This window comes from Synechococcus sp. EJ6-Ellesmere (assembly GCF_024345875.1).
Classification (GTDB): Bacteria; Cyanobacteriota; Cyanobacteriia; order PCC-6307; family Cyanobiaceae; genus Regnicoccus_A; species Regnicoccus_A antarcticus.
Genome location: NZ_JAGQBY010000031.1, coordinates 1 through 24,982, shown reverse-complemented (window position 1 = coordinate 24,982; position 24,982 = coordinate 1). Strand labels below are relative to the sequence as shown.

At 65.8% G+C, this 24,982-nt stretch carries 23 protein-coding genes; 8 read left to right on the top strand and 15 right to left on the bottom strand.

Going from position 1 to position 24,982, the window contains the following annotated elements; all coding sequences use genetic code 11:
- Positions 1–104: 104 nt before the first annotated feature.
- From KBY78_RS05215 to KBY78_RS05195, 5 genes are all read right to left on the bottom strand, one after another.
- Positions 105–1,112: a glycosyltransferase family 2 protein gene (locus KBY78_RS05215; RefSeq protein WP_255142689.1), complete on the bottom strand. Its 1,008-nt coding sequence runs from the start codon at positions 1,110–1,112 to the stop codon at positions 105–107.
- Positions 1,113–1,132: 20 nt separating this feature from the next.
- Complete coding sequence (locus KBY78_RS05210; RefSeq protein WP_255142688.1) at positions 1,133–2,191, bottom strand: glycosyltransferase family 2 protein; 1,059 nt, start codon at positions 2,189–2,191, stop codon at positions 1,133–1,135.
- A 4-nt stretch (positions 2,192–2,195) separates the two neighbouring features.
- Complete coding sequence (locus tag KBY78_RS05205; protein ID WP_255142687.1) at positions 2,196–2,933, bottom strand: glycosyltransferase; 738 nt, start codon at positions 2,931–2,933, stop codon at positions 2,196–2,198.
- A 105-nt stretch (positions 2,934–3,038) separates the two neighbouring features.
- Positions 3,039–4,028: a hypothetical protein gene (locus tag KBY78_RS05200; RefSeq protein ID WP_255142686.1), complete on the bottom strand. Its 990-nt coding sequence runs from the start codon at positions 4,026–4,028 to the stop codon at positions 3,039–3,041.
- Between the two features lie 52 nt (positions 4,029–4,080).
- Positions 4,081–4,776, bottom strand: a complete 696-nt coding sequence (locus tag KBY78_RS05195) for a hypothetical protein (protein WP_255142685.1) — start codon at positions 4,774–4,776, stop codon at positions 4,081–4,083.
- Positions 4,777–4,898: 122 nt separating this feature from the next.
- On the opposite strand from KBY78_RS05195, the gene KBY78_RS05190 reads away from it, so the two are divergent.
- Genes KBY78_RS05190 through KBY78_RS05180 form a run of 3 tightly spaced genes read left to right on the top strand, consistent with a single transcriptional unit; the run spans position 4,899 to position 9,687 of the window.
- Entirely contained in the window at positions 4,899–7,292 is a 2,394-nt protein-coding gene (locus KBY78_RS05190; RefSeq protein ID WP_255142684.1) for a UvrD-helicase domain-containing protein, read from the top strand.
- On the top strand, positions 7,289–8,371 hold the full coding sequence (locus KBY78_RS05185) for a hypothetical protein (RefSeq protein ID WP_006172511.1): 1,083 nt from the start codon (positions 7,289–7,291) through the stop codon (positions 8,369–8,371). Before KBY78_RS05190 ends, KBY78_RS05185 begins: the two co-directional genes overlap by 4 nt.
- Entirely contained in the window at positions 8,365–9,687 is a 1,323-nt protein-coding gene (locus KBY78_RS05180; RefSeq protein ID WP_255142683.1) for a CCA tRNA nucleotidyltransferase, read from the top strand. Before KBY78_RS05185 ends, KBY78_RS05180 begins: the two co-directional genes overlap by 7 nt.
- Positions 9,688–9,700: 13 nt before the next feature.
- Here the strand turns inward: KBY78_RS05180 and KBY78_RS05175 are convergent, their stop codons facing one another.
- The 9 genes from KBY78_RS05175 to KBY78_RS05135 all read right to left on the bottom strand — a co-directional run bounded on the left by KBY78_RS05175 (position 9,701) and on the right by KBY78_RS05135 (position 18,917).
- The gene (locus KBY78_RS05175; protein WP_006172513.1) at positions 9,701–10,927 is read right to left on the bottom strand and encodes a hypothetical protein; all 1,227 of its coding nucleotides are present in this window, start codon (positions 10,925–10,927) and stop codon (positions 9,701–9,703) included.
- The gene (locus KBY78_RS05170) at positions 10,927–12,150 is read right to left on the bottom strand and encodes a hypothetical protein (protein ID WP_255142682.1); all 1,224 of its coding nucleotides are present in this window, start codon (positions 12,148–12,150) and stop codon (positions 10,927–10,929) included. Before KBY78_RS05170 ends, KBY78_RS05175 begins: the two co-directional genes overlap by 1 nt.
- Positions 12,151–12,156: 6 nt before the next feature.
- Positions 12,157–13,281 carry a hypothetical protein gene (locus KBY78_RS05165; RefSeq protein ID WP_255142681.1) on the bottom strand — a complete coding sequence of 375 codons (1,125 nt, stop codon included), beginning with the start codon at positions 13,279–13,281 and terminating at the stop codon, positions 12,157–12,159.
- A complete protein-coding gene (locus KBY78_RS05160; RefSeq protein ID WP_255142680.1) occupies positions 13,274–13,855 on the bottom strand; it encodes an HAD family hydrolase in 582 nt (193 codons plus the stop codon). The genes KBY78_RS05165 and KBY78_RS05160 overlap by 8 nt, the downstream gene beginning before the upstream one ends.
- Positions 13,852–14,664, bottom strand: a complete 813-nt coding sequence (gene kdsA, locus KBY78_RS05155; RefSeq protein ID WP_255142679.1) for a 3-deoxy-8-phosphooctulonate synthase — start codon at positions 14,662–14,664, stop codon at positions 13,852–13,854. The genes KBY78_RS05160 and kdsA overlap by 4 nt, the downstream gene beginning before the upstream one ends.
- 19 nt (positions 14,665–14,683) lie before the next feature.
- Entirely contained in the window at positions 14,684–16,513 is a 1,830-nt protein-coding gene (locus KBY78_RS05150; RefSeq protein ID WP_037981018.1) for an ABC transporter ATP-binding protein, read from the bottom strand.
- Between the two features lie 72 nt (positions 16,514–16,585).
- The gene (locus tag KBY78_RS05145) at positions 16,586–17,596 is read right to left on the bottom strand and encodes a glycosyltransferase (RefSeq protein ID WP_255142678.1); all 1,011 of its coding nucleotides are present in this window, start codon (positions 17,594–17,596) and stop codon (positions 16,586–16,588) included.
- A gap of 75 nt (positions 17,597–17,671) precedes the next feature.
- Positions 17,672–18,385, bottom strand: coding sequence for a heme oxygenase (biliverdin-producing) (locus KBY78_RS05140; protein WP_006172520.1), 714 nt, complete (start codon positions 18,383–18,385; stop codon positions 17,672–17,674).
- A 79-nt stretch (positions 18,386–18,464) separates the two neighbouring features.
- Positions 18,465–18,917 (bottom strand): hypothetical protein, encoded by a 453-nt coding sequence (locus tag KBY78_RS05135; RefSeq protein WP_006172521.1) that lies wholly within the window; start codon positions 18,915–18,917, stop codon positions 18,465–18,467.
- Between the two features lie 157 nt (positions 18,918–19,074).
- Between KBY78_RS05135 and KBY78_RS05130 the strand changes: the two genes are divergently transcribed.
- Complete coding sequence (locus KBY78_RS05130; RefSeq protein ID WP_255142677.1) at positions 19,075–20,520, top strand: NADP-dependent isocitrate dehydrogenase; 1,446 nt, start codon at positions 19,075–19,077, stop codon at positions 20,518–20,520.
- 68 nt (positions 20,521–20,588) lie between these two features.
- Complete coding sequence (locus KBY78_RS05125) at positions 20,589–21,569, top strand: IS5 family transposase (protein WP_255142676.1); 981 nt, start codon at positions 20,589–20,591, stop codon at positions 21,567–21,569.
- A gap of 404 nt (positions 21,570–21,973) precedes the next feature.
- On the opposite strand, the gene KBY78_RS05120 is transcribed toward KBY78_RS05125, so the two are convergent.
- On the bottom strand, positions 21,974–22,102 hold the full coding sequence (locus tag KBY78_RS05120) for a transposase (protein WP_399215356.1): 129 nt from the start codon (positions 22,100–22,102) through the stop codon (positions 21,974–21,976).
- A 266-nt stretch (positions 22,103–22,368) separates the two neighbouring features.
- On the opposite strand from KBY78_RS05120, the gene KBY78_RS05115 reads away from it, so the two are divergent.
- The 3 genes from KBY78_RS05115 (at position 22,369) to KBY78_RS05105 (ending at position 24,769) form a co-directional block, all read left to right on the top strand.
- The gene (locus KBY78_RS05115; RefSeq protein WP_255142675.1) at positions 22,369–22,986 is read left to right on the top strand and encodes an ISAs1 family transposase; all 618 of its coding nucleotides are present in this window, start codon (positions 22,369–22,371) and stop codon (positions 22,984–22,986) included.
- A gap of 2 nt (positions 22,987–22,988) precedes the next feature.
- A complete protein-coding gene (locus KBY78_RS05110; protein WP_255142674.1) occupies positions 22,989–23,510 on the top strand; it encodes an ISAs1 family transposase in 522 nt (173 codons plus the stop codon).
- 323 nt (positions 23,511–23,833) lie between these two features.
- Entirely contained in the window at positions 23,834–24,769 is a 936-nt protein-coding gene (locus tag KBY78_RS05105; protein ID WP_255142673.1) for a phytanoyl-CoA dioxygenase family protein, read from the top strand.
- The last annotated feature ends 213 nt before the right edge of the window (positions 24,770–24,982 follow it).

The window sequence follows — 24,982 nt, the reverse complement described above, 5'->3', positions numbered from 1 at the left end:
GGGCATGGCCCACGTCCGCCGCACCCATGGTTCCGGCGCCTCCCCCCGCCGCAGGCGCCGTGCGGCCTCGAGGTGGATCGCATTGAAGACGAAAGTGAGCCGGATCACAGCGGCCGCCCGGCCACCCGTTTCATCCCCTGCAGGCGGCCCCGGCCGAGCGAGAGCAGCCAGACCGGCAGCTCCAGCAGCCGCCGGCCCGTGTGCCAATGGAGGCGATGCCACCAGCGCACCGGCCAGACCCCGTGGCGATCACAGGGCACCAGCTTGATCGGCAGCCGCTCCAGAAAGATGTCGGGGATGGCCAGAAAGCAGCCCCAGAAAGCCATGCGCCGGGCGTGATCGATCTCATCGGCGGTGTCCGCCGGGGGCTTCGGCAGGCTGCCCGGCTCCAGGCGCCAGAGACCAGGCTGGATCTCTTGATAACTGGACCGGCGGCTGGCGGCGCCCCAGGGGCAGTGGGCCGCCACCAGGCGGTTGCCGAGACGGGAGGCCCGCATCGTGGCCAGGCCGAGGCTGTGGCGCAGACTGCCGCGGCCATTCGCCCGCAGCTGGCCCATGCGCTCCTCGTTGGAGTGGGTGATCACCCCGATCGAGGCGAAGGGGATCTCCCCCAGGGACCAACCCTGCTGGAAGGTCAGGCGCCCGCGCAGGTCCTTGTCCTCGAAGCCCCAGCCACGCATGCACTCGTTGAAGCCTCCCACTGCCTCGAAACGCTCGCGGGTCATCAGGAACTGGCCATAGCGACCCTCGGTGCCGCTTCCGACCCAGAGGGGGCCATCCGCCAGCAACTCCTCCGGATCGAAGCCGGCCGTGGGCCAGCAGTCGGCGTCCATGCGGATCAACCAATCTCCCCGGGCCTGGGCGAGGGCGAAGTTGTAGGCGCGGGAGGGGTTCCAGCGCCTCTCACCCTCGACGCGCAGGAGACGAAGGCGCCCATCGGGCGGCAGATCGGAGCGGCGCAGGGGCTCATCGCTGCTCCAATCCACCACTAGGTGCTCCTCGTGGTGGGGCCAGGCGGCCACCGCAGCGGCGGAGCGCAGCAGGTGCTCTCGCCGGTTCATGCAGACGGTGACCAGGCTGAGGGAGGGGATCGCGCCCACGGGCGATGGCACGCTCAATGTACGGACGGGATTCAGCGGCGTTCCCGCCGCTGCCGGGCCCATTGGAGGGCCTCGCGCACCAGGGCCAGGGCGAACACAGGCAGTTGCAGCAGCTGGCGACAGCTGAGCCAGTAGAGGCGATGCCACCAGCGCACCGGCCAGGGTCCGCCCCGCGCCGGGGGCGCCAGGGGGTAGGGCATCTGCTCGAGGAACACCTCCGGAATCGCCAGGAAGGTGCCCCAGAAGGTCATGCGCCGGGCGTGCTCCACCTCCTCCTGCAGTGCCGGGGAGGGGCGGGGGAGGCTGCCTGGCTCCAGCCGCCACACTCCCGGGGCCTGCTCCCCATAGCGGGAGGCCCGCGAACGCCGTCCCCAGGGGTGCTGGGCCGCCAGCAACCGGTTGGCCAGGCGTGAGGCCCGCATGGCGGCAAACCCCTGGGAGCGCCGCAGCCCAAATGGGCCGGCGGCCGCGGCCTGCTCGGCCCGCTCCTGATCGGAGTGGGGGATCACCTCCAGCCAGTCGGAGGGGATTCGGGCCGGCTCCACCCCGAGCCGCTGCACCAGCCGCGCCGCCAGGTCCTTGTCGTCGAAGCCGTAGCCCACCAGCACTTCGTTGTACCCACCCACGGCCGTCAGCAGGGAGCGGGCCATCAGGACCTGACCCTTGCGGCCCTCGGGGCCACTGCCAAGGGCGCAGAGAATTGACTGGTCGCCGTCCTCCAGAGCGGTGTCAGGGGCTTCGAGGGCCACCCTCAGCCCGGCGGCGGCGGGATCGAAGCGCTCACTCGGCCAGCAATCCGCATCAAGCTTCAGCAACAGGGAACCCCGGGCCTGCGCAATGGCGAAGTTGTAGGCACGGCAGAGGTTCCAGCGCCTCTCCCCCTCGACGCGCAGCAGCCTCAGACGGGGATCGTCGGGCAGGTCCTCGCGGCGCAGGGGCTCGGCGCTGCTCCAGTCCACGATCAGGTGTTCCTGGTGGTGGGGCCAGCGGCTGAGGGCGGCGGCCGAGTGCAGCAGGTGGTGGCGGCGGTTCATGCAGACCGTCACCACGCTCAGCCCCGGCACCGTCGGCTGCGTTGCGCGCGCTGTCAACGGGTCAGTCCCAGAGCTTGAGGGCGTCGTCGCGGGCGGAGAACCATTCTGCCGCCAGCGGACCACCCATTGTGCGCTGCTCCCGGAACCAGGGCCCCCCCAGGGTCCAGTGCAGCAGGGTGGGGCCTCCTTCGGCAACTGCGGCCGTCGGGGCGGCCTGGACGTCCACCAGATGGTTCCAGCGGCCGTCGAGGCCGCCGATCTCGTGGTCGCCGGCCAGCCAGTGGAAGCGGTGCAGCTCCAGGCCGCTGGCGCTGTTCACGTAGTCGGGGGTGAGCACCTGGCAACGGTCGCAATTGAGCAGCATCAGGGAGCTCCAGTTCTTCTTCGGGTAGGCGCTCTGCACCTCACCAAGGAATTTCACGGTTTCCGCCGGCACATGCTCGTGCTGCACACACATCAGGGCGTAATCGTCGCTGCGCTCGGCCCAGAGCTCGGCGATATCGCCGCGGCAGAGCATGTCGCAGTCCATGAAGATGGCCCAGCCTTGATAGCCCATCAGGGCGGGCACGAGGAAGCGGGTGAAGGAGAAGGCCGTGCTCTGCTTGGGATCCCGCTCCCGCCGGTAGAGACCCTGCCGCTCCAGCTGGGGAGTCACCAGGGGTGTGATCGCCAGCGGTGCACTGCTGTGCTGGTACAGGCTGTCGATCAGAACCGTGGTGGCGGCCCGCTCGCGCGGGTCGTAGCCGATGAAGATGGGGATCGGGCTGGGATTTTCGACGAAAGAGGAGGACTGTTCCATCGGGGCCGATCCCATCGGACATCACAAGGCAGTCAGAGTAAGGGCCGGGCTTCGATCGGCCGAGGCCAGATCAGCCTTGCGCCGTGAGGATGCTGGCCAGGGGCTTCAACGGACGTTTCCATCACGGCAGCGGTTTCTGAAGGTCGAGAGCTTTCCGCCAAGAACGTCACGCAGGCGGCTGGAGTCGCCGTACAGCAGGACGCACGGCCCGGAACCATCCTTCGAGCATCCCAGCCGCCCCGAAGGCGGTCCATAGGCGGCGAGGACATCCTTGGCCTCGATGAGGCTGGGTTCCTCCTTGTCGACCCTCAGATACACGAAGCTAAAGTTCCCAATCCGCGCCGGCAGAATCGCTTCATTGGCCTGCGAAGGTTCCACAAGGAACGCCTCCCGATTGTGCGCCCAGAGATCGGGTTCACCGTCCTTGTTGATGGGCTGCACTTCAACGCTGCCACGGGAGATCACCGTGAGATGGGCACCCCAGAAGTCGGAGAGGCCCCTGTGATGCCCAAGGGAGGCCAACCGTTCCAGCATGACCCTGTCGCCTGAGTCGTACCGCAGCTGGAAGCGGGCAGCCAGAGCGGAAGAAGACACTTTCAACATGGCGTAGGCGATGGGCAGGGCGCAGAGAATGGCCATGAAGGCACCGAGGGATCGGATTCGCCGCGCCGTGGCCAGCGGAGAGGCCGTCGCCGATCCGCGCCACTGCCTGGCTGTGGCTGCGGACGCGAGCATCGCGATCATGACAAGCAGCAGGAAGGGCAGGCTGAGGAAGTAGCGCCGCGGTGTATCGGGAAGGAACCAGATGTAGGCATAGGGACTCAGGGCCGACAGGGCGACGGCCAGAGCCACAGGCCCTCGGGCCGGGTCAAGGGAAGCCACACCCACAACAACTGCCTGCCTGGTTCGGTGGTGGGAGATCACGGCCCGAAGCAGCAGGATCAGGCCCAGGGCCGTGGCGAGGAGTACAACCGGCGAGCCCCGGTACTCCGCCAGCAGATTGCTGGCCGGAAAGACACTCAAACTCAACGTGCACTGCAGGTTGAAGGCGCGAGCAGCAATCACCCCGAGCAGGGCAGCCGCCAGCAGCGACACCTGGATGGTCCTGCCTCGGGTCCGAAGCCAATTCGGGACATCATCGGTGCGATCACCCCCCCCCGCTCCACGGGGAAGAGCGGAGCAGAACAAGCGCGAGCGCGATACACACTGGAGCGACGGCCGTGAACAGCATCAGGACATTGGACAGGGTGCCGACCAGAACCAGTGCCACCAGAGCCGACACGGCAATGCGGGATCGCAATGTCGATGCGCTCCTGACGATGACGGCAAGCAAGACCAGAGTCAGCAGGGTGTTGATGACGTTGCCGCCGTGGTGAACGGGGGTCAGGGTCAGTCCGACCGCTTCGCGATAGAGGGGGCTGACCTGAATCAGGACGAACGTTCCGAGCACAGTGAACAGCTGTGTCCTCCAGCGACTGAGGCTGGTGGTCAGGCCGATCAGCGCTCCCTGCACTCCCATCAGCAGGGAGGCCATGACAATGGCGTAGCCGGCCTGAAGAGCATCGATGGCTTCCCGACCTGCCATCCCTTGGATCCCTGCCCTGAGGATCAGCAGATCCGGGAAGAAGCTGGGGATCCTGGCCAGCCGAAGCTCCTGGAGGCTGGCCACCCGGCCCTGAGCCAGCAACAGCAGCTGGGTGATCGGCGCCGAGCTGTCCGTGTTGAGAACAACCGCGCTGTCGTTCCAGGTCGCCAGGACGATCCCGGCCGCCAGCCAGGCCAGCAGGAACGCCAGATCGGCGGCAGCCTGGATGGCGATCGCGGTGGCCTCGGAGCGCGTCACTGGCCTTCGAAGCAAGGACACACTTGGGCAGGCACTCGTCGGGGGCAGTCTTGTCCAAGCCCAGGTCAGGGAGCGGCGGGACAGGGCCCGGTGCGCCTTGAGGCGCCGATACAGTTCCTCTGATGAGCTTCCTCGCCGGCCTCAACGACGCCCAGCGGCGGGCAGTCGATCACCACAACGGCCCCCTGCTGGTGGTGGCCGGGGCTGGCAGCGGCAAGACCAGGGCCCTCACCCACCGCATCGCCCATCTGATCGGCCACCACGGCGTCGATCCCCATCAGCTGCTGGCGGTCACCTTCACCAACAAGGCGGCACGGGAGATGAAGGAGCGGCTGGAGCTGCTGCTGGCCCAGCGGCTGGCCGGCAGCCAGTTCGGCCAGCCCTTCAGCACCCTGCAGCCCCAGCAGCAGCGGCAGCTGCGCAACCGCATCTACCGGGAGGTGACCAAGGAGCTCTGGATCGGCACCTTCCACGCCCTGTTCGCGCGGCTGCTGCGCTTCGACATCGACAAGTACAAGGATCCGGAAGGGCTCACCTGGACCCGCCAGTTCTCCATCTACGACGAATCCGACGCCCAGACCCTGGTCAAGGAGATCGTCACCCAGGAGCTGGGGCTCGACCCCAAGCGCTTCGAGCCCAAGAAGGTGCGCTGGGCGATCAGCAACGCCAAGAACCAGGGCTGGCTGCCGGATGTGATGGAGGCGAAGGCCGAGGGGATGCGTGGCCGCAAGGAGGCCGAGGCCTACCGGCTCTACCGCCGTGCCCTGGCCGCCAACAACGCCCTCGACTTTGACGACCTGCTGTTGCTGCCAGTGCAACTGCTGCAGAGCAACGAGCAGGTGCGCCACTACTGGCACGGCCGCTTCCGCCATGTGCTGGTGGATGAGTACCAGGACACCAACCGCACCCAGTACGACCTGATCAAGCTGCTGGTGACGGGCGGCCGCGACCCCGAGACCTTCAACGACTGGGGCGGGCGCTCGGTGTTCGTCGTGGGCGACGCCGACCAGAGCATCTACAGCTTCCGGGCAGCTGATTTCACGATCCTGATGGGCTTCCAGGACGACTTCGGCGACCGGGCCAGCGACGAGGACACCCGCACGATGGTGAAGCTGGAGGAGAACTACCGCTCCACCGCCACGATCCTGGAGGCGGCCAACGCCCTGATCGCCCACAACAGCGAGCGCATCGACAAGGTGCTGCGCCCCACCCGCGGCGAAGGCGAGCTGATCACCCTCACCCGCTGCGACGACGAGATCGCCGAGGCCGAGGCGGTGGTTCACCGGCTGCGAATGCTCGAGGCGGCCCACCCCGAGCTGAGCTGGGGCGACATGGCAATCCTTTACCGCACCAATGCCCAGAGCCGGGCGATGGAGGAGTCGCTGGTGCGCTGGGGCATCCCCTACATCGTGGTGGGCGGGCTGCGCTTCTACGACCGGCGCGAGATCAAGGACGTGCTCGCCTACCTGCGGCTGCTGGTCAATCCGGCCGACAGCGTCAGCTTGTTGAGAGTGCTGAACGTTCCGCGCCGCGGCATCGGCAAGACCACCGTGCAGCGCCTCAGCGATGCCTCCGCCCAGCTGGGACTGCCGCTGTGGGAGGTGGTGAACGATGCGGAGGCCGTGCGCTCCCTGGCCGGTCGCTCCGCCAAGGGGCTGCTGCAGTTCAGCGAACTGATCAGTGATCTCAGCGGCCGCATCCAGGACGCGCCCCCAGCGGAGCTGGTGCAGCGGGTGATGGAGCAGAGCGGCTACCTGGCCGAACTGATCACCGAAGGCACCGATGAGGCCGAGGAGCGGCGGCGCAACCTGCAGGAACTGGTGAACGCCGCCCTGCAATACCAGGAAGAGAACGAGGAGGGGTCGCTGGAGGGTTTCCTGGCCTCCGCCGCCCTGGCCAGCGACGCCGACAGCAAGGACACCGCCGCCGACCGCGTCACCCTGATGACCCTGCACGCCAGCAAGGGGCTGGAGTTTCCGGTGGTCTGCCTGGTGGGGCTGGAGCAGGGGCTGTTCCCCAGCTACCGCTCCCTGGAGGATCCCTCCGCCCTAGAGGAGGAGCGGCGCCTCTGCTACGTGGGCATCACCCGCGCCAAGGAGCGGCTGTTCCTCTCCCACGCCAGTGAGCGGCGGCTGTGGGGCGGCATGCGCGAGCCGGCGGTGCCGTCGGTGTTCCTGTCGGAGCTGCCGCCTGAGCTGGTGCAGGGCGACATCCCCCAGAGCGGTGGCGCCGCCATCCGGCGGGAGCAGCGGCTGGATCGCCTCACCCGGGTGGACCGCGAGGAGAGCCAGCGGGTGGCCGCCGGCGGCAGCGCTTCGGCCCCCAGCAATGCGGTACGGCGCCGGGCGCCGGCAAGGGCCTGGGCCATCGGCGATCAGTTGCGCCACGCCAGCTTCGGCGACGGCACGATCACCCACCTGTTCGGCAGCGGCGAGAAGATCTCGATCGCGGTGAAGTTCGAGGGCATGGGCCCGAAGATCCTCGATCCGCGCCTGGCCCCGATCGAGCCCCTGTGAGCCCGCCTCCCAGGGTGCTGGTGCTCAGCGGAGGGCTGATCCACCTGGCCAACCAACTGGCGGTAGTGCTGGAGCGGCCGGAGCTGCGCGGCGGTGCCGCGGAGATTTCCGTGCTGCTCACCGGAGCCATCACCTGGGATCCCCTGCGCCTGGCCGAGCAGCACAGGGCGATCGAGCGCTGGCTGGAGCAGCTGCGCCAGCTGGATTCCCAGCGGCTGGCCTCCGTGCAGCTGATCCGGAAGCCGGAAACCCTCGAGCCGGGCACCTTCGACCTGGCCTGCCTCAACAACCAGTGGCAGCAGGTGCAGCGGGACCCCTGCGAGCAGCTGGAGATCCCCACCTGGCTGATCTGCGGCGATGGACTGGGCCTTTACTACCGCTGTGCCCGCGAGCTGAAGGCGATCCCACCCAGCCTGCTCAACCTGCCGATCCGGGAGCCTGGCCGGCGGGTGCACACCGCGCTCGTAGGGGCCCAACCGTGCTGGCACCGTCCCCATGGGCCGATCGACCCGGTGCCGCTCGGCACCCGGGCGCGGCTGTTCGAAGCCCTGGTGGCGAGCTTCAGTGAGGCCTGCAAGCCGTTCGTCGAGGACTGCCTGGCGGCCACCCGGCCGGACCGTGCGCTCTGGCTTTGCTCCCTGCCCAACCTGGCCCATCAGTTCCCGGGGACGCGTCTGCCGCCGGAGCTGCTCGGGGCCTGGATCGACCAGCTGCCGGGCTTCGATCCGTCGCTGGATCGCCTGCTGCTGATCGAGCACCCCAAGGCACCGACCGCCGGAAGCCTCGGGTCCGAACCACCCCCCGGGGTGGTTGCCGTGTTGCGCAGCGCCGTGCCGGTGGAGGTGCTGGTGCGGGCTCTGGAGCGGGCGGCACCCGGACGGCGCCTGGTGGTGGCCGGCCTCACCTCAGCGCTCTATGGCGTCCGCAGCCTGAGCGGCGCCGAGGTGGTCTGGCTCGGCCTTCGGCCCCTCTGGACCCACAACCCCCGCTACCGGCGCCATCCCCTGGAATTCCTGCATCGCCTGGTGCGGGTGCGGCGCATGGCCTGGCTCACCCGACGTCTGGTGACCCCGTGCTGATCCAGCTCGACCCCCCGCTGCGGCGGGCGCTGCTGCTGGTGGTCGAAGCCGCTGCCCCCCTGCGTGTGGCCCTGGTGGGCGGGGCCGTGCGGGATCTGCTCCTGCACAGGGTTCACAGGGATCCCTGGCGGGGTCTGCCCGACCTCGACCTGGTGGTCGAGCAACCCGGGTCCGAACCCGGGACGCCGGCCGCCCACCGCATCGCCCGCCTGCTGGCCGAGCTGCTGGGGCACAACCTGCGCCGATGCCAGCTGCATGAGGAGTTCGGCACCGCCGAACTGGACATCGACGGGGTGCTGCTGGATCTGGCCACCGCCCGGCGGGAGTGGTACGCGGAACCCGGCGCCAATCCCAGCGTCAGTTATGGCTCCCTGGCCGATGACCTGGCCCGCCGCGATCTGAGCATCAACGCCATCGCCCTGCTGCTGGATGCCGAGCAGCTGGAGCAGGCCGAGGCGGCCCACGCCGACGTCCTCGAAAGTCAGCTGCTGGACCCCTTCGGCGGCCGTGAGGATCTGGCGGCCCGGCGCCTGCGCTTCCTGCATGGGCACAGCCTTCAGGACGATCCCACCCGGATCGTGCGGGCGGCCCGCTACAGCGCCCGGCTGGGCCTGGAGCTGGCCCCCGAGGCCCTTGCACAGTGGCATCACACCCTGGCGGCCTGGCCCTGGCGCCGGGGTAAGGCCAACCCCAGCGGCAGTCCGGGTGTGCCCCCCTCCCTCGGCAGCCGCCTGCGCAAGGAGCTGGAGCTGCTGCTCGGACGCGAGCCATGGCCGCGGGCCCTGGAGCTGCTGCAGCAGTGGCAGGCCCTGGAGCTGCTGGATTCCGGCCTCCAGCACGACCGGACCTGGCGGCGGCGGCTGCACTGGGCCCAGCGGCTGCTAGCCCTGGCGCAGTTGCCGCCCTGGCCTTCGGAGCAGTGGTTGATGCTGGCGCTGCTGGCCCCCCTGGCGGCTCCCCTGGCCCTGGGCGACCAGCTGCAGCTGCCCCATCGCAGCCAGCTGACGCTGCGCGGGCTGGTGCGGCTGCGCCACTGGCTCGCGGAGCCCGGCCTTGAGCCAGGCGTCAGCCCGGCGCAGCTGAGCCTGGCGCTGGAGCGGGGGGGGCTGACGCCCGAGGCGGTGATCCTGGCGCTGGTGAGCGGGCCGCCTGGTGTCTGGCGGCGGGGGCTGCTGCGCTGGTTGCTGCGCTGGCGCTCCCTGGCCTCCCCCACCAGTGCCCGGCAGCTGATGGAGGCGGGATACCCCGCCGGACCAGCCCTGGGGGAAAAGCTGCGCGAGTTGCGCAGTGAGTGTCTCGATCAAGAGCGCTGGTGAAGCCGGGGCCCGCTCACCAGCGCACCTGCCAGGGCCAGCGGTCGGGCACGCAGAGAAAGCCGTCGTTGTGACCGCAATCGAAGCCGGCGGAGGGGAGGATGCGACCCTCGAACCAGTACTGGAACGTGACGTAGAGCGCTGGGATGACACACCAGTGGGCGTCGTAGTGGTTCAGCCAGATCAGGAAGCTGATCAGGAGCAGGAAGGCCACGCTGTCAGCCAGGCGGCTGGTCACCTGCGGCAGCCACTGGTGGGTGACCGAGGCCTGGATCAGCAGATAGCCCACCCCGAAGACCAACAGCAGCCGGGTCTGATCGCAGCGCAGCAACTGCAGGGGCGAGAGGCGCTTCTGGGCGCAGGCCAGCAGGAAGCCCAGGGTCAGGGCACGCTGCAGACGGCCCACGATTTTGCGGATCGAATAATCACTGAAATAGGCATCGGAGGAGTAATCCAGAAGCCGTCGTAAAGCCGTGACCCCCACCAGGGCGATCAGGCCCCCACCAGCAAGCACCAGCAACAGCACCAACCAGCGCCGCCTGCCGGCGAGTGCCCAGAACCTTCGGCAGCGCCCGACCGCCAGGGCCGTCGATTCCGGCAGGCGCATCGCCAGGGGGGTGAGGCTGATCAACAAATTCCAGATGATGGTGCTGTGGGTGAGCGCTGAGAGGATCACCCCCAGTCCCAGCCAGAGACGCCCGGGGCGGAACTGCCGAGCCGCCCAGAGCATCAGCGGCAGCAGCAGCAGCACCGCCAGGGCCTGACGGCTGTGGGCGTTCTGCATGAAGCCCCGCAGCATCGGGCTGCAGCAGATCAGCAGGCTCCACCAGCCGCCCCAGGAGGGCACCCTCCAGGCCCAGGCCATCAGCAGCGGAGCCGCCGCATATCCAGTAGCCACCAGGCCATGCACCGCCGCCATGCGGTATGGCAGCAGCAACAGCAACGGCCGCAGCAGGCGCCAGAGGGGCTCCGGTGGTCCCCGCTCCGGATCAACCGCCATGTAATGGGAAAAGCGGGTGGTGTCGCTGTTGCCCCAGCTGCCCAGGGTGAAGAACACCAGCACCAGCAGCAGCAGCACCCCGGCGGCAGACCACCACAGCCGTGGCCGCTGGCGGGCCCCGGCCAGGTGCATCAGCAACGCGATCACCACCTGAGCCAGGAACAGGGCACCCATCAGCCCTGGGGCCTGGGTGACCTGGTCGATCCGGAAGGGAGCGTCGAGCGGAAAGGCCGCAGGCAGCATCAGCGTGAGGGGAGATCCCAGTAGCGGATCTGCCAGGGCCAGCGATCAGGAATGGAGAGGAAGTTGTCGTCCAGGCCGCAGGTGAGTTGCCGCGAGGGCAGAAGACGCTCCATCAGCCAGTAATCGAGCGTGACAAACAAGGCTGGCAGCACCGCCCAATGGCATTGGTAACGGTTCAACCAGGCCAGATACACCACCAATAGGAATAAGCCCACCACATCGGCCAGGCGACTGGTGATCTGCGGGAACCATACGGCCTGCACCGACCACTGCATCAGGTGATAGAGCAGGCCGAACAGGATCAACTGACGGGTGACACCGCAGCGCAGCAAAGTTCGCCAGCTCAGCCGGCGCCACCAGCAGGTGAGCAGCACCCCCAGCAGCATCGCCGCCTGCAGCCTTCCCACCGCCTGATCAAGGGGGTACTTGTTGAAATAACTCTCCTGCTGGATGTAGCTGCCCAGCTTCTCCAGCGCCGTGGGCAGGGCCAGAGCCACCAGCAGCACCAGGCCTGCGCCCAGGGCCAGTAGAGCAACAACGCCAGCGGGCCTGAGCAGCCTTGGCCTGAGCGGCATCTGCGGGCGCAGCAACGCCAGCCTGGGGAGAAGCGCGAGCGCCAGGGAGCCAGCGAAGGCGGTGTGCATCGTGAGGGAGAGCAGGGCGGCGAGGGCGGCCCAGCGCCGCCGCAGCGGTGCCAATCGGCCAGCCCAGAGCAGAAGGGGCACCAACAACAGCGTGGCCAGGGCCTGACGGCTGACACCGTTCTGAAGAAAATTGCGCAGCAGTGGGCTGCAGCAGAGCAACAGGCTCCACCAGCCTGCCCAGGCCAGGGCCCGCCAGTGCCAGGCCAGCAGCAGCGGCGCCAGGGCGTAGCTGGCCACCACCAGCCCGTGCACCGCCGACATTCGGTAAGGCAGCCGCACCACCCAGGGGGCCACCAACACCCAGAAGGCCTCTCCCTTGACGCGGGAGAGATCGAAACTGAAGTAGTAGCTCAACTTGGTGGTGTCGCTGTTGCCCCAGCTGCCCAGGGTGAAGAACAGTCCCACCAAGGCCACCAGGGCCAGGGCCGCCATCCACCAGAAGGCCGCCCGCTGGCGCACGCCTGCCCAGGCCAGGGCCGTCGCCAGGGCCAGCTGGGCAGCGAAGAGGCCAGCCATCAGCAGCGGCGCCGCCGTGACCTGATCGAGGCGGAACGGAGCAACCGACGGAAAGGCCAGCACAGGGGCTCAGGCGGCGGGAGCGGACCGGCGGCGGTCCAGCAACAGATCCCGCAGGGCGGGGACCGGCTGAAGCGCATCGAAGCCCCAGTAGGGATCAAGCAGACGCCGCACGTTGTCCTGGGAGCCAGGTTCAGCCGACGCCAGCGCCTGCCGCAGCAGAGCGCTCAGGCGCTGGCGTTCGGCCCACTCGCCGGCCTCCTCCACGGCCTTGGCTCCGGCCAGGGCCGAGAGGTCCTGCTCAGCTTCCGCCTCGATCCAGTGCAGCCGTGCCCCCAGGGCCACCCCATAGCCGAGGTGGGTACCGAAGGCATTGCTGGCCAGACCATCGCTGAGCTCCAGCAGCGTGCGCATCGCATCGAGGAACCAGGGGTTGGAGCGGTGCCCATTGCAGGCCACGATCCATTCGGGCGGCAGGGGCAGGCGCTCGGGGTCCTTCCAGTGGCGCAGCCAGATCAGCGAGTGATAACCGCCCGCCTCCATCAGCCCGCGGACCTCCGCCACACAGCGGCCCAGGTCCATGCGGCGCTCCACCTGATCCCAGCTGTGGGCCAGCACCACCAGCAGGGTTGGACCCAGCTCGGCGCGCAACTGGCTGATGGCCTCGGCCTTGAGCAGTGGCCGGGCATAGGCGATCCAGGGGCCGATCGGATGGGCTGGCAGCCCGAAGCGCTCGCGCAGCCAGCGGGCTCTGAGGGGTCCCATGCAGAGGTAGCCGCGGGTCCAGGGGCGGGGACTCTCGAAGGTGGCCTCACGGCTCACCTTGAGGCCGTGCTCCAGCAGGTGGGGGAGCGGCGCCCCGATCAACGGCAGGCCCGCATGACGCTTGAGCTGGATGTCGTGGCCGTAATGATGGGAAGAATTCTCCAGCTCGCGCCGGGCCGGGCTGAAGAACGGCTTGGTGGAGGCCGCAGAGCGGAAGGCATGGCGATCCCAGAGGTCGGCGCTCACCTGGGGAGCGAAGGGCCGCTGGGTGAAGGCCTGATGCACGAGCCCCCGGTAGGCAGCCAGGCCTTGCCACTCATCCCGGTCCAGCCGCTCCAGCCGGCCGACCGGACCGAGCCGACCGGCCCTCAGGGCCTGGCGCAGGCCGGCACGCAACCGCTCCCGCAGGCCGGCGAGACGTTCAACCATTGCGGTCACGCCAGCCGACACGGCTCAGCACCCGCCATTCGTCGCGTGCCCGCAGGATCGCCTCGGCCAGGGAGCGCACGGCGCCATTGCCGCCGCCGGCAGCGAGCACCGCATCAGCCCGGCGGCGCAGGGGAGCCACGGCATCGGCCGGGCAGAGCAGCAGGCCAACAGCTGGCCGCACCGCCAGATCGTTGAGGTCGTCACCCACAAAGGCCGTCTGGGAGGCGCTGACGCCCAGGCTGTCCTGAAGCCGCGCCAAGGCCTCAGGCTTGTCCTTGATGCCGGTGAGGCACTGGCTGATGCCCAGGTAGCGGGCCCGCTGCTCGGTGGCCCCGCTCTTGCCGCCACTGAGCAGCGCCACCTCCAGTCCCGCCTGCTGCAGCAGGCGGATCCCGAGACCATCACGCACATCGAAGCGCTTGATCACCTCCCCGGATTCCGTCGTCCAGAGCCCCCCGTCGGTGAGCACCCCATCCACATCCAGCACCAGCAGACGCAGGCCCCTCAGCCGCTCACGCCAACGCCAGGCCAGCAGGGCCGGCTGGCGCAAGGGCCAGGCCAGGGACCCGCTCACAGCACCGTGACGGCCTCCCCCTGCTCCTGCAGGGGGGCGCGGATGGCCAGGAGCTGCTCCAGAAACGGCTCGACCCGGTGGAGGGGCACCATGTTCGGCCCATCGCTGAGGCCCTGGTCGGGGTCGGGATGCACTTCCATGAACAGGCCATCGATGCCCACCGCGGCCGCTGCCCGCGCCAGGGGCGCCACGAATTCGCGCTGGCCACCGCTGCTGCTGCCGCGACCACCAGGCTGCTGCACCGAATGGGTGGCATCGAAGATCACCGGGCAACCCAGGGCGCGCAGCTGGGGCAGGCTGCGGAAATCGACGACCAGCGTGTTGTAGCCGAAGCTGGAGCCCCGTTCCGTGAGCCAGAGGTTCTCCACCCCGGCCTCGCGCAGCTTGGTCACCACCTGGGCCATGTCCCAGGGAGCGAGAAACTGGCCCTTCTTGACGTTGATGGTCTTGTCGGTGCCGCGCACCGCCTCGGCCGCTGCCAGCAGCAGGTCGGTCTGACGACAGAGGAAGGCGGGAATCTGGAGCACATCCACCACCTCGGCCACCTGGGCCGCCTGCTGGCTTTCGTGGATGTCGGTGAGCACCGGCAGGCCGAAGCGCTGCTTCACCTCCTTGAGCACCTCCAGGCCCCCGCTCAACCCGGGGCCACGAAAGGAGCCACCGGAGCTGCGGTTGGCCTTGTCGAAACTGGCCTTGAAGATGTAGGTGATGCCCAGCCGCTCGGCGATCGCCTGCATCCGCTCGGCCACCTGGAACACAAGCTCGGGGCTTTCGATCACGCAAGGGCCGGCGATCAGGGTGAAGCTCATGGGGGGAAGGAGGAGGGCGTCAGCTGACCAGCTTGCGTTCCAGAGAGGCCAGATCCCGGAAGGTCTCCGACCGCTGCTGCAGCTCTTCGAAGGTACCGGAGGCCTTGATCCGACCAGCATCGAACTCGTAGATGCGATCACAACGCATCACGGTGCTGAGCCGGTGGGCGATCACCACGGTGGTGCAGCGGCGGCCCACCACCTCCAGAGCCTCGATCACCTCGTTCTCGGTGCGGTTGTCGAGGGCGCTGGTGGCCTCATCCAGCAGCAGGAAGCGGGCGCGGCGGAAGAAGGCTCTCGCCAGGGCCAGACGCTGACGCTGGCCGCCGGAGAGCTGCAGACCGTTCTCCCCCACGGGCGTGTGCAGCCCATAGGGCATCTCACTGACGAATTCCGCCAGCTGGGCGGCATGCAGAGCATCCCAGACCTCGTCAGTGTCGACGGTCATCTCGGACAGACCGAAGGCCACGTTCTCGAGAATGCTGGCATCGAGCAGGTTGATGAACTGCGGCACCTGGGCACAGCAGGCCTGCCAGGCCGGAATGTCCAGATCATTCACAGGGATGCCGTCGAGTTCAAGGCAGCCCGGGTGTGGATGAAGCAGTCCCAGCAGCAGGTGGGCGGTGGTGGTTTTGCCGCTGCCGGTGGAGCCCACCAGGGCGATGCGGGAGCCCACCGGGATCGAGAGGCTCACCCCGCGCAGCACGGGCTCATGACTGCCCGGATAGCTGTACCAGGCGTCGCGCAGACGGATCGTGCGGGTGGGGAAGATGCCCTCGGGGCTGGGCACCCCGGGGGTCAGGAGAGTGGGCCGGTCCTTGGGCAGGTTGAGGTATTCAAGCGTCTTTTCCATCACCGGCAAGCCGCCGCGCAGCTGGGTGAGAGCCGAGAAGAAGTCCTGCAGGGGGGGGGTGAGCCGCAGGGCAACCACCGCGAGGGTGGAGAGGAAGGGAATGATCTGGATGATGCGGTCGCGATCGCCGCTGAGCAGGGCCGGCACGGCGCCCACCGCAAAGATCAGCGTGATCCCGAACGGCTCGATCAGCATCCGCGGCAGCGTGGGCAGCAGCTCGGAGGCCCAGGAATATTGCTTGGCCTTCTCGCCGGTCGACACGAAGGCGTCGCGGAAAAAGCTCTCGGAACCCGTGAGCCGGATGTCGCGGATGGAGCCCAGCGACTCCATCAGGATGTGGGCGCTGCGCGACTCGAGCCGAAGTTTCTGTTTGGAGGCATGGCGCAGATAGGGAGTGATCACCAGCGACAGGGTGAGATAGGCCCCCACCAGCGAACTGATCAGGATCACCGCCAGCCAGCGGCCCACCACCAGCACCCCGAAGGAAAGAAGGAGGATCGAGAAGATGCTGCCCACCATGCGCAGCAGGGGATTGACCACCGAATTGGAGGTCTTCTTGATGTGGCTCAGCAGCAGGGTGGAGAGCTTGGCCGTGCTTTTGGAGAGATGGAATTCATAGCTCTGGGCCAGAACCCTGGAGTGAATCAGGTTGCAGAGATCGATCCAGATCTTGGCCGTGAGGCGCTGCTGGAAGAACTGCAGACCCACCTTGGAGAAGGACCCAACCCAGGAGAGGGCAATCAGAAGCAAGATCAGCCAGAGGCTCTGATCAACCGGGTTGCCCCCGAAGACCTTCACGCCGGGGAGGGTGTTGGGCAGCTTGCTGCCCACCAGCGCACCCATCAGCCGGCCCACCAGCGCCACGGTGGCCAGATCGATCAGGCCAGGAATGATCGAGAGGGGTAGCAGCACCTTCAGAGCGCGCATGCGCTCCGGCGGCAGGTAAGCCAGCAGGCTGCGCAGCTGGGACACCGTTCTGCTGCGCATGCGCGGCATCGATCGAAGCGGAGATCCCAGCGACGCTGAACCCATTCCCCTTCGACGGTATGTGACCGAATCCGACCGGGGTCAGCGGGACAGCCAGCCCTGCAAGCGCCCCAACCGCTGCCGCCAGCTCAGACGCCAGGTTGGAAGTGAGCGCAGGGGCGGCTCGCCGGAGCCTGCCGTGCCCCCCGGATTCTGGCCCAACAGACGGTCCCAGTGCTGATCGATCAGCTCCAGCGCCTCGGCCCAGCGCCGCAGCAGCTCGGTCTCCCCGCAGGTCTCCAGCAAAGTCGCCAAGCGCTGCGGCTCGGCCCGCCAGGCCTGAGGATCCGCCGCCGCCGCACTGATTCGCTCCAGGTCGGCCCCGAGGGTGCCGCAACCGATCTGATGACCCAGGATTCCAGGATCGAGAAAATCGGCCAGGGCATGGTTGAGGCTGCTGAACACCACACAACGGCAGGCCATCGCCTCGAGCGGCGGCAGGCCGAAGCCCTCGCTCACCCCGCGGCCGCGCCAGTAGTCGGCGGAGTCGTAGAGCACGACGCGGCTGCGGTTGAACAGCTCCACCAGGTCGTCCACCCAGCCCCGCTGCACCTCCACGCGCAGACCCCGCCGCCGCAGGGCCGGCACCAGGGCCTCAAGCACGTAGGCACTGGTCTTCCGGGCCTGCACCAGCACGTCGATGTCGCGCTCGAGGCCCCGATCCACCCACTGGGGCTCCAAGGCATTGGGCACCAGGAGCAGCGGGTTGCGGGGCGCCCGATCGCCCCAGTAACCCAGGGTGTTGCGGCTCACCGCCAGCACGGGTACGCCGGGGGGGAGATCGAAGCCGTAACCACTGCTGTGGGCGTGATAAGCCACCGCCCGGCCCTTGAGCTGGCCCAGCAGTTTCGGCACATCGAAACCCCAGCTCACGACCCAGAGGGCCGAGCCCGGCAGCGGCTCGTGGCGCAGCAGATCGCTCAAGTAGGGGCGCTCGGGTTCCCGCTGGCGGTAGGTGACCACCTCGGTAGGCCGCAGCTGCGCCGTCAGGCGGGCCGTCTGCAGTTCCACCTGCAGGCCTCCGCAGCGGAAGCGGCCGGTGGTACCGGGCACCAGAAAGCGGAGGGGTCGCAAAGAAGCCGGCTCGATCGCCAAGGACTCTGGCTCAGGCCATGACCGGCCCGGACCTCAGGCCGCGACGGCTTCGGTGCTGCCGGTGCGCTGGCGACGGGTGAGGAAACCGAAGAGCACCTTGCCGATGGCCGCCACCAGGTTGCCCTCCAGCTCCTGGAACATCACCATGTTGAGGTGGAAGGCATGGTTAGCCTCCGCCACGATGCGATCGGCCATGGCCTGATCGATCGGCAGCTGATCAAGGCTGGTGCGGTAGTTGGCCTTGAATCCCTTCTCATCGGGGATGGCGTCGAACTCATAGAACCGCAGGCCATCGTGATCGCCCAGATTCATCGCCTTCTGGGCGATGTTCTTGAGGATCTGTCCTCCGGAGAGATCACCGATGTAGCGGGTGTAGTGGTGACCAACCAGCAGCTCAGGGGATTCGGCTGCCACCTGATGCAGACGGGCCACGTAGGCCTCGGCGCCGGGGGTGGGGCTCACCTGCTGACGCCAGTCGGAGCCGAAGTAGAAGGCCAGGTCGGCCTCCAGGGCTCCGCGGCGGTTGAGGGCATCGCTGGCGATCGGGCCCACGACGGGGTGGCCCTTGAGCTTGCCGATCTCCTCTTCCATCGCGCTGTACACGAAGTAGAGGTCGGCCACCAGCTTGCGGTAGCTGATCTTGTCGACCACCCCCTTGAGGAAGCAGGTCACGAAGCCGGTGTTCTCGGCCATCGTGTGCGCTTTCTTGGTTCCTTCGCGCAATTGGGACGCCAGATCGACAGCCATCTCAGCCGGGGTGCTGTTTGTACGGAACAGTCAAAGTAGGGCTGATTGTGGACGGGAGTCCCGCATTGGTTGCGAAGGTTTAAGCGGCCTGCTCCTGCTGATCCGGGTCGCGGGCCAGCAGGGTGAACAGCTCACGGCAGACCTGCTGCAGCTTCTCCACCACATCGGGCCGGGGCAGGTTCGGGCCGCTGGGGCACCAGTCGCCCACCGTGGCCAGCCGCCACTGCTCCCCCTGGAAGGTCATGCCGCTGAGCACCACCCCCAGCAGCCGCGGCGGTCCCTGCTCGGGCGCAGGAGCCGCCGCGAGGCGCAGCTGCATCAGCAGGCTGCGGCATTGCAACCGCGGGCTCCAGCCCGGGAAATGGAAGGCCAGGTCCACCGACTCCTCCTCCTCGAAGTGACGGGTCACCGGGTCGTCACGCCAGGGCGTGAGGTTGGCCCTGGCATCGGGGAAATGACGCCGGAACAGGCCGGCCGCGGAGGCGATGGCCTGGGCCATCTCCGGACTGCGGGCCAGGTCTGCCGCATTCATGGCGTTTCCCCTGAGCAGAAGTGCGGATCGGGCTGAACCTAGGCTCGCCCCACCGAACCCATGCTGCAGCGTGCCGACGGCCGCTGCAGGACATGGTCGGCGGATGACCACGGGTTTTCCCGGCTCGTCCTGAATCACGTCGCATGATCTGCCGCCGATGGCGTCCACCCCAGCTCCCGCCTACGACCAGCTGACTCCCCCCAGCAGCGGCACAGCCATCCGCTTCGAGAACGGCCTGCCGGTGGTGCCGAACGACCCGATCATTCCCTTCATCCGCGGCGATGGCACCGGAGTGGACATCTGGCCCGCGACCCAGCGGGTGCTGGATGCGGCGGTGGCCAAGGCCTACGGGGGCGAGCGCCGCATCGAGTGGTTCAAGGTCTACGCCGGCGATGAGGCCTGCGACCTCTACGGCACCTATCAGTACCTGCCCCAGGACACCCTGACCGCCATCGAGCAATACGGCGTGGCGATCAAGGGGCCGCTCACCACCCCGATCGGTGGCGGTATCCGCTCGCTGAACGTGGCCCTGCGCCAGATTTTCGATCTCTATTGCTGCGTGCGCCCATGCCGCTACTACGCCGGCACCCCCAGCCCCCACAAGCGGCCCCAGGACCTGGACGTGGTGGTGTACAGGGAGAACACTGAAGACATCTACATGGGGATCGAGTGGGAAGCGACTGATCCGGTCTGCGTGGAGCTGATCGCCCATCTCAACGACACAGTGATCCCGGCCAACGGCAAGCTCGGCAAGCGCCGCATCCCCGATGGCTCCGGCATCGGCATCAAGCCGGTGAGCAAGGCCGGCACCCAGCGCCACGTGCGCAAGGCGATCCAGCACGCCCTGGGCCTGGAGGGCAGCAAGCGCCACGTGACCCTGGTTCACAAGGGGAACATCATGAAGTTCACCGAAGGGGCCTTCCGCGACTGGGGCTATGAGCTGGCCACAAGCGAATTCCGCGGTCAGTGCATCACGGAACGGGAGAGTTGGATCCTCGGCAACCTGGAGGAGAAGCCGGGCCTGAGCATCGAGGACAACGCCCGGCTGATCGAGCCCGGTTACGACAGCCTCACCCCCGAAAAGAAGGCGGCGGTGGACACCGAGGTGAAGGAGGTGCTGGCCGCCATCGGCGAAAGCCACGGCAATGGTCAGTGGAAATCGATGGTGATGGTCGACGACCGCATCGCCGACAGCATCTTCCAGCAGATTCAGACCCGACCCCAGGAGTATTCAGTGCTCTGCACGCTCAACCTCAACGGCGACTACATCTCCGATGCAGCCGCTGCCGTGGTGGGCGGCCTGGGCATGGCGCCGGGGGCCAACATCGGCGACAGCGCCGCCATCTTCGAGGCCACGCACGGTACCGCGCCGAAGCATGCGGGCCTCGATCGGATCAATCCAGGTTCGGTGATCCTCTCTGGCGTGATGATGCTTGAGTACATGGGCTGGCAGGAAGCCGCCGATCTGATCACCCAAGGCATCAGCGCTGCGATCGCCAGCGGCCAGGTCACCTATGACCTGGCCAGACTGATGGAACCTCGGGTGGAACCGGTCAGTTGCTCCGGCTTCGCCGAGGCAGTGATCGGCCACTTCGACGACTAAGGAGCCTCTGGAAAACTGAGCCGAGTCGCGGGACAATGACCGTGTGATCTCTGGCCAGGACTGGGGTGATGGATGGCAAGCAGCTTGGCTTCGGCGACTACGAGCAGGCCACGGCCAAGAAGCGCACCAAGCGCGAGAAGTTCCTGGCCGATATGGACAAGGTGGTTCCTTGGCAGGCTCTGATCGATCTGCTTGAGCTTCACTACCCCAGGAGCAGCTCGAAAGGTGGCCGCCCTCCATATCCGCTGGCAACGATGCTGCGGATTCACCTGATGCAGCAGTGGTATTCGCTCAGCGACCCCGGCATGGAAGAGGCGCTGATCGAGGTGCCCACCATGCGCCGTTTCGCTGGAATCGACTTGATCAGCGACCGGATCCCCGACGAGACGACGATCCTGGCTTTCAGGCACCTGCTGGAGAAGCACAACCTGGGAGAGCAGATCTTTGAGACGGTGAAAGCCCATCTCAAGAAGCGGGGCATGGCGATGAAGCAGGGGACAATCATTGATGCCACCTTGATCGCCGCACCGAGTTCCACCAAGAACAAAGCTGGGGAGCGGGATCCGGAGATGCACCAGACCTGCAAGGGCAAGCAGTGGCACTCTGGGATGAAAGTCCACATTGGCGTGGACAAGGACACAGGCCTCATCCACTCGGTGGAGACCACCGCCGCCAATGTGCACGATCTCACCCCAGCAGCAGACCTGCTGCACGGCGAGGAGGTGGTGGTGTATGCGGACGCTGGCTACCAAGGAATTGAGAAACGGGAGGAGATGGAGGGCAAGGCCGCCAACTTTCGGGTTGCCATGCGCCCCGGCAAACGCCGGGCCTTACCTGATACGCCCGAAGGCTGGCTGGAGAATTTGGTGGAGACCGCCAAGGCTCACATCCGGGCCAAGGTGGAACATCTTTTCCGGGTGATCAAGCAGCAGTTCGGCTTTCAGAAGACCCGGCTGCGGGGCATGACCAAGAATCGGTGCAAGGTGAATGTGCTGGCCGCACTGACGAACCTATTCTTGGCCCGCCGCCAACTGCTGCTGACCAGCTGAACAAGGGATCGGCGTGTCCATAGGGCACCGATCAGGGCAGAAAACAGTGCAGATTCATGGTGAAATCAGCAGTAATTAATTATTTTAAACCTTGATGTCCACAGATGTGCTCATTTTGGACATCGTGCCGCTGTTGGTGCCTCCACGGACGACGTTGCCCAGAGCTTCCCTAAGAGTTTGCGGAAAAACCGCCTCAGCAGGCACGCTTTTCCCTGCATCGCGCTGATGGCGCGGTGATCAGACTGAATTTCGGCGTTTCAGCGACTGAGGCAGTCCGATTCCGTTGGTCGTGTCGTTGTGCCTCTAGGAGCGTGTCGCGTGTTGCGCCGAGGCCAGAAGTGATGTGGCCACTGGTGATCCTGCCGACAGATGATTTGAGGGGCAGCCTTGATGAGGGCTCACCCTCAGGTCGTGGCCAGTGATGTCCTGAACAACTTGAGGATGTTGTGGGTGGTGGCCATAAGCGCCCACTCGCCGTTCACCTTGTCCAATCCTCGCAACAGGAAGCGATCCAGCCCTCTGGCCCCTTTGATCTCAGGGCTAATTCAAAGTCTTAACTCGAGCTTGGTTCTGGCTTTCTCATCGCCATCGCCAATAGCGCCGTGATGTCGTGAGTTACGGCCTGCATGCCGGCTCGGATCGACTGAAATCCAGCCAGCCGCAACAGGTTGAGGGCTGCCGTCCGCAGCGTCGCCATCGCTCCGGCGCCGTTGCCCCCAGGGCTGATTCAAAGTGTGTCACAGGTGCTCTGGCCTGAGCTGCCAGCATGGGGTCTGGTCGGTGGTATCGCCTCCTCCCTGTGCCCGAAACCGCCTCTGCCGCAACTGATCTTGATCTGATCAGTTACCTGCAGGCGATACCGGATGCCCGCATGCGGCGAGGGGTGCGCATTCCGGCCTGGTACCTGCTGCTGGTGGCGGTGCTCGGGATCCTGAGCGGTTGCCAGAGCCTGCGGGATCTGGAGCGGTTTGCTCGCCGTCACCACGCCGCGCTCACCAAGGCGCTTGGCCTTGAACTGCGGCGGCCCCCATCGGATTCGGCGTTCCGCTACTTCTTCCTGCAGGTGGATGTGGCGGCCCTGTGCGCGGCCATCCGTGACTGGACGATCGCCCAGATCCCTGGTGGTGCAGCGGATCTCGACCAACTGATTTGTGATGGAAAGACGCTGCGAGGTTCGATTGAGCCCACTGCCGGTGGTGGTTCAGCGTTCATTGCCCAGGTGACGCTCTACTCAGCCGCTTTGGGAGTGGCGATCAGCCAAGCCTGCTACGCCACCGGTGAGAACCACGAGCGGGCAGTGCTGAAACAGCTGCTGGGCGAGCTCGACCTGGAGGGGGTGCTGATCCAGGCAGATGCGCTCCACACCCAGCGCCCGTTTTTCAGCAGCTCAAGGAGCAGGGGGCCGACTTCCTCCTGACGGTGAAAGCCAACCAGAAGACACCGCATCGCCAGATCAGGAGCCAGTTCCAGGGGAAACGCCACATCCCTGTTGAGGCAAGTGTTTTCGAGGAGGGTCATGGTCGTGCCATCACCTGGACGCTCCACGCCAAACAGGCACCGGAGCACATCCGCGAGACCTGGAGCGGCACCAGCTGGATCGTGGAGGTGTCCGCGATCGGCACCCGCGGCGGCAAGCCGTTCAAAGCCACGCACCGATTCCTCACTAGCCTGCGGACCACCCCAGAAGCCCTGCTGCAACTGGTGCGGGAACGCTGGAGCATTGAGGGCTGGCACTGGATCCGTGACACCCAGCTCCACGAGGATGCCCACCGCTACCGGGGCAACGGCGCCGGAGCGATGGCGACGCTGCGGACGGCAGCCCTCAACCTGTTGCGGCTGGCTGGATTTCAGTCGATCCGAGCCGGCATGCAGGCCGTAACTCACGACATCACGGCGCTACTGGCGATGGCGATGAGAAAGCCAGAACCAAGCTCGAGTTAAGACTTTGAATCAGCCCTGGCCCATAGGGCACCGATCAGGGCAGAAAACAGTGCAGATTCATGGTGAAATCAGCAGTAGTTAATTATTTTAAACCTTGATGTCCACAGATGTGCTCATTTTGGACATCGTGCCGCTGTTGGTGCCTCCACGGACGACGTTGCCCAGAGCTTCCCTAGGTGTGCAGTCCCACTAGGTTGTTCGGCCGAGGATTGGGTGTGAGGTCGCCATTCAGCTCTGTTCACTCACGAAACTGGACGATCTAGCCTCCATGTATTTTGCTCCATGCGAAGATATGCAGTCCTTACTCGTTTCCGGTGAAACACATGGATAAACTCAGATATTTTGGTCATTTAGAAGACAATATAGGAGACCCCTTCGACTATTATATTAATCAGAATTACATAGTCTGCAGAGGTGCTACTGATCAAGCGAAAATTGATAAAGTGCTTCAACTTTATCGCGACTTAGTAATTAATTCAGAGAGCATGTACCTTCGGCAATCAGGCCAATGGGAGCAACATGTAAAAACGGATGTCGGCGGAGTCGTTAATTGCTTCTTGAATTGCCATAGCTTTGAAGCAGGGGCTAATGGCAGGTTTTCTCGCGCAATTCTCTCCCTTTTGAGTTCGCCTCTTATTAAGCAAGCCTTATCCCAGATTAGTGGGAAAAAATCTTGTTTTAAGCTGTTTCAAACCATGTTATTTGATCATTCTGTTACCCGCTCTCATCAGGACTGGATTTATCTTGATTCTAGGCCCAACGGTCATCTCATCGCTGCGTGGGTGGCCCTTGAAGATACGCATCCTGAAGGCATTAGGTTCTACGTCTATCCAGGTTCTCATAACTTTTCTCCTCACAAAAACTATCTTAATACCACAGATCATACTATGTATGATGGCTTTCTGGTCGAAGTAGACAGGTATTTGGAGTCATCGGGTTTACAGGTTTATGCCCCTCCGTTGAATAGGGGAGATATTTTCTTCTGGAGTTCCCGAATTATTCACGGATCCGCTCCAGGTTCGAATAGCAGTCTTCGGAGGCGTTCAATTGCTGCTCATTTTGTTCCAGATGGGTTTGGCTTTGGTAATTTACGAGAAGACTTCTCCTTAAATTTTAAGACTAAATATGACTTAATTTACGCTGACTATTCGATGGATAATAGATTTCAAGAATACAATAAGGATTTGGCATGGAAAAGATTTCCCAAGCAAAATCCAGGCCTTGTTCTCAGGTCATTGCTGAAGCATCTTGGGTCTTAGGGAAGCTCTGGACAATACTTCCGCATAGCCAGTCGCGGTCCGCCAATTGTTCGGCTTGGACTATTTCGGGCTTCCTGGATATCACTAGACCGCTTGCAGTGCAGTGGATCTGGGCACTTCTATGGCGGTATAATGTGCGCAAATCGGCTGGATTGAGCCGAAAAGCTGCGCCAAGTTTTCCACATGTACCGCCGCAAGGAAGGCAATCAGCTC

Excerpts from the sequence above, each read along its gene's own strand:
- kdsA (WP_255142679.1), bottom strand. The coding sequence starts at position 14,664 with ATGAGCTTCACCCTGATCGCCGGCCCTTGCGTGATCGAAAGCCCCGAG.
- KBY78_RS05205 (WP_255142687.1), bottom strand. The coding sequence starts at position 2,933 with ATGGAACAGTCCTCCTCTTTCGTCGAAAATCCCAGCCCGATCCCCATC.
- KBY78_RS05125 (WP_255142676.1), top strand. The coding sequence starts at position 20,589 with ATGGATGGCAAGCAGCTTGGCTTCGGCGACTACGAGCAGGCCACGGCC.
- KBY78_RS05130 (WP_255142677.1), top strand. The coding sequence starts at position 19,075 with ATGGCGTCCACCCCAGCTCCCGCCTACGACCAGCTGACTCCCCCCAGC.
- KBY78_RS05105 (WP_255142673.1), top strand. The coding sequence starts at position 23,834 with ATGGATAAACTCAGATATTTTGGTCATTTAGAAGACAATATAGGAGAC.
- KBY78_RS05135 (WP_006172521.1), bottom strand. The coding sequence starts at position 18,917 with ATGAATGCGGCAGACCTGGCCCGCAGTCCGGAGATGGCCCAGGCCATC.
- KBY78_RS05140 (WP_006172520.1), bottom strand. The coding sequence starts at position 18,385 with ATGGCTGTCGATCTGGCGTCCCAATTGCGCGAAGGAACCAAGAAAGCG.
- KBY78_RS05165 (WP_255142681.1), bottom strand. The coding sequence starts at position 13,281 with ATGGTTGAACGTCTCGCCGGCCTGCGGGAGCGGTTGCGTGCCGGCCTG.
- KBY78_RS05150 (WP_037981018.1), bottom strand. The coding sequence starts at position 16,513 with ATGCCGCGCATGCGCAGCAGAACGGTGTCCCAGCTGCGCAGCCTGCTG.
- KBY78_RS05190 (WP_255142684.1), top strand. The coding sequence starts at position 4,899 with ATGAGCTTCCTCGCCGGCCTCAACGACGCCCAGCGGCGGGCAGTCGAT.
- KBY78_RS05175 (WP_006172513.1), bottom strand. The coding sequence starts at position 10,927 with ATGCTGCCTGCGGCCTTTCCGCTCGACGCTCCCTTCCGGATCGACCAG.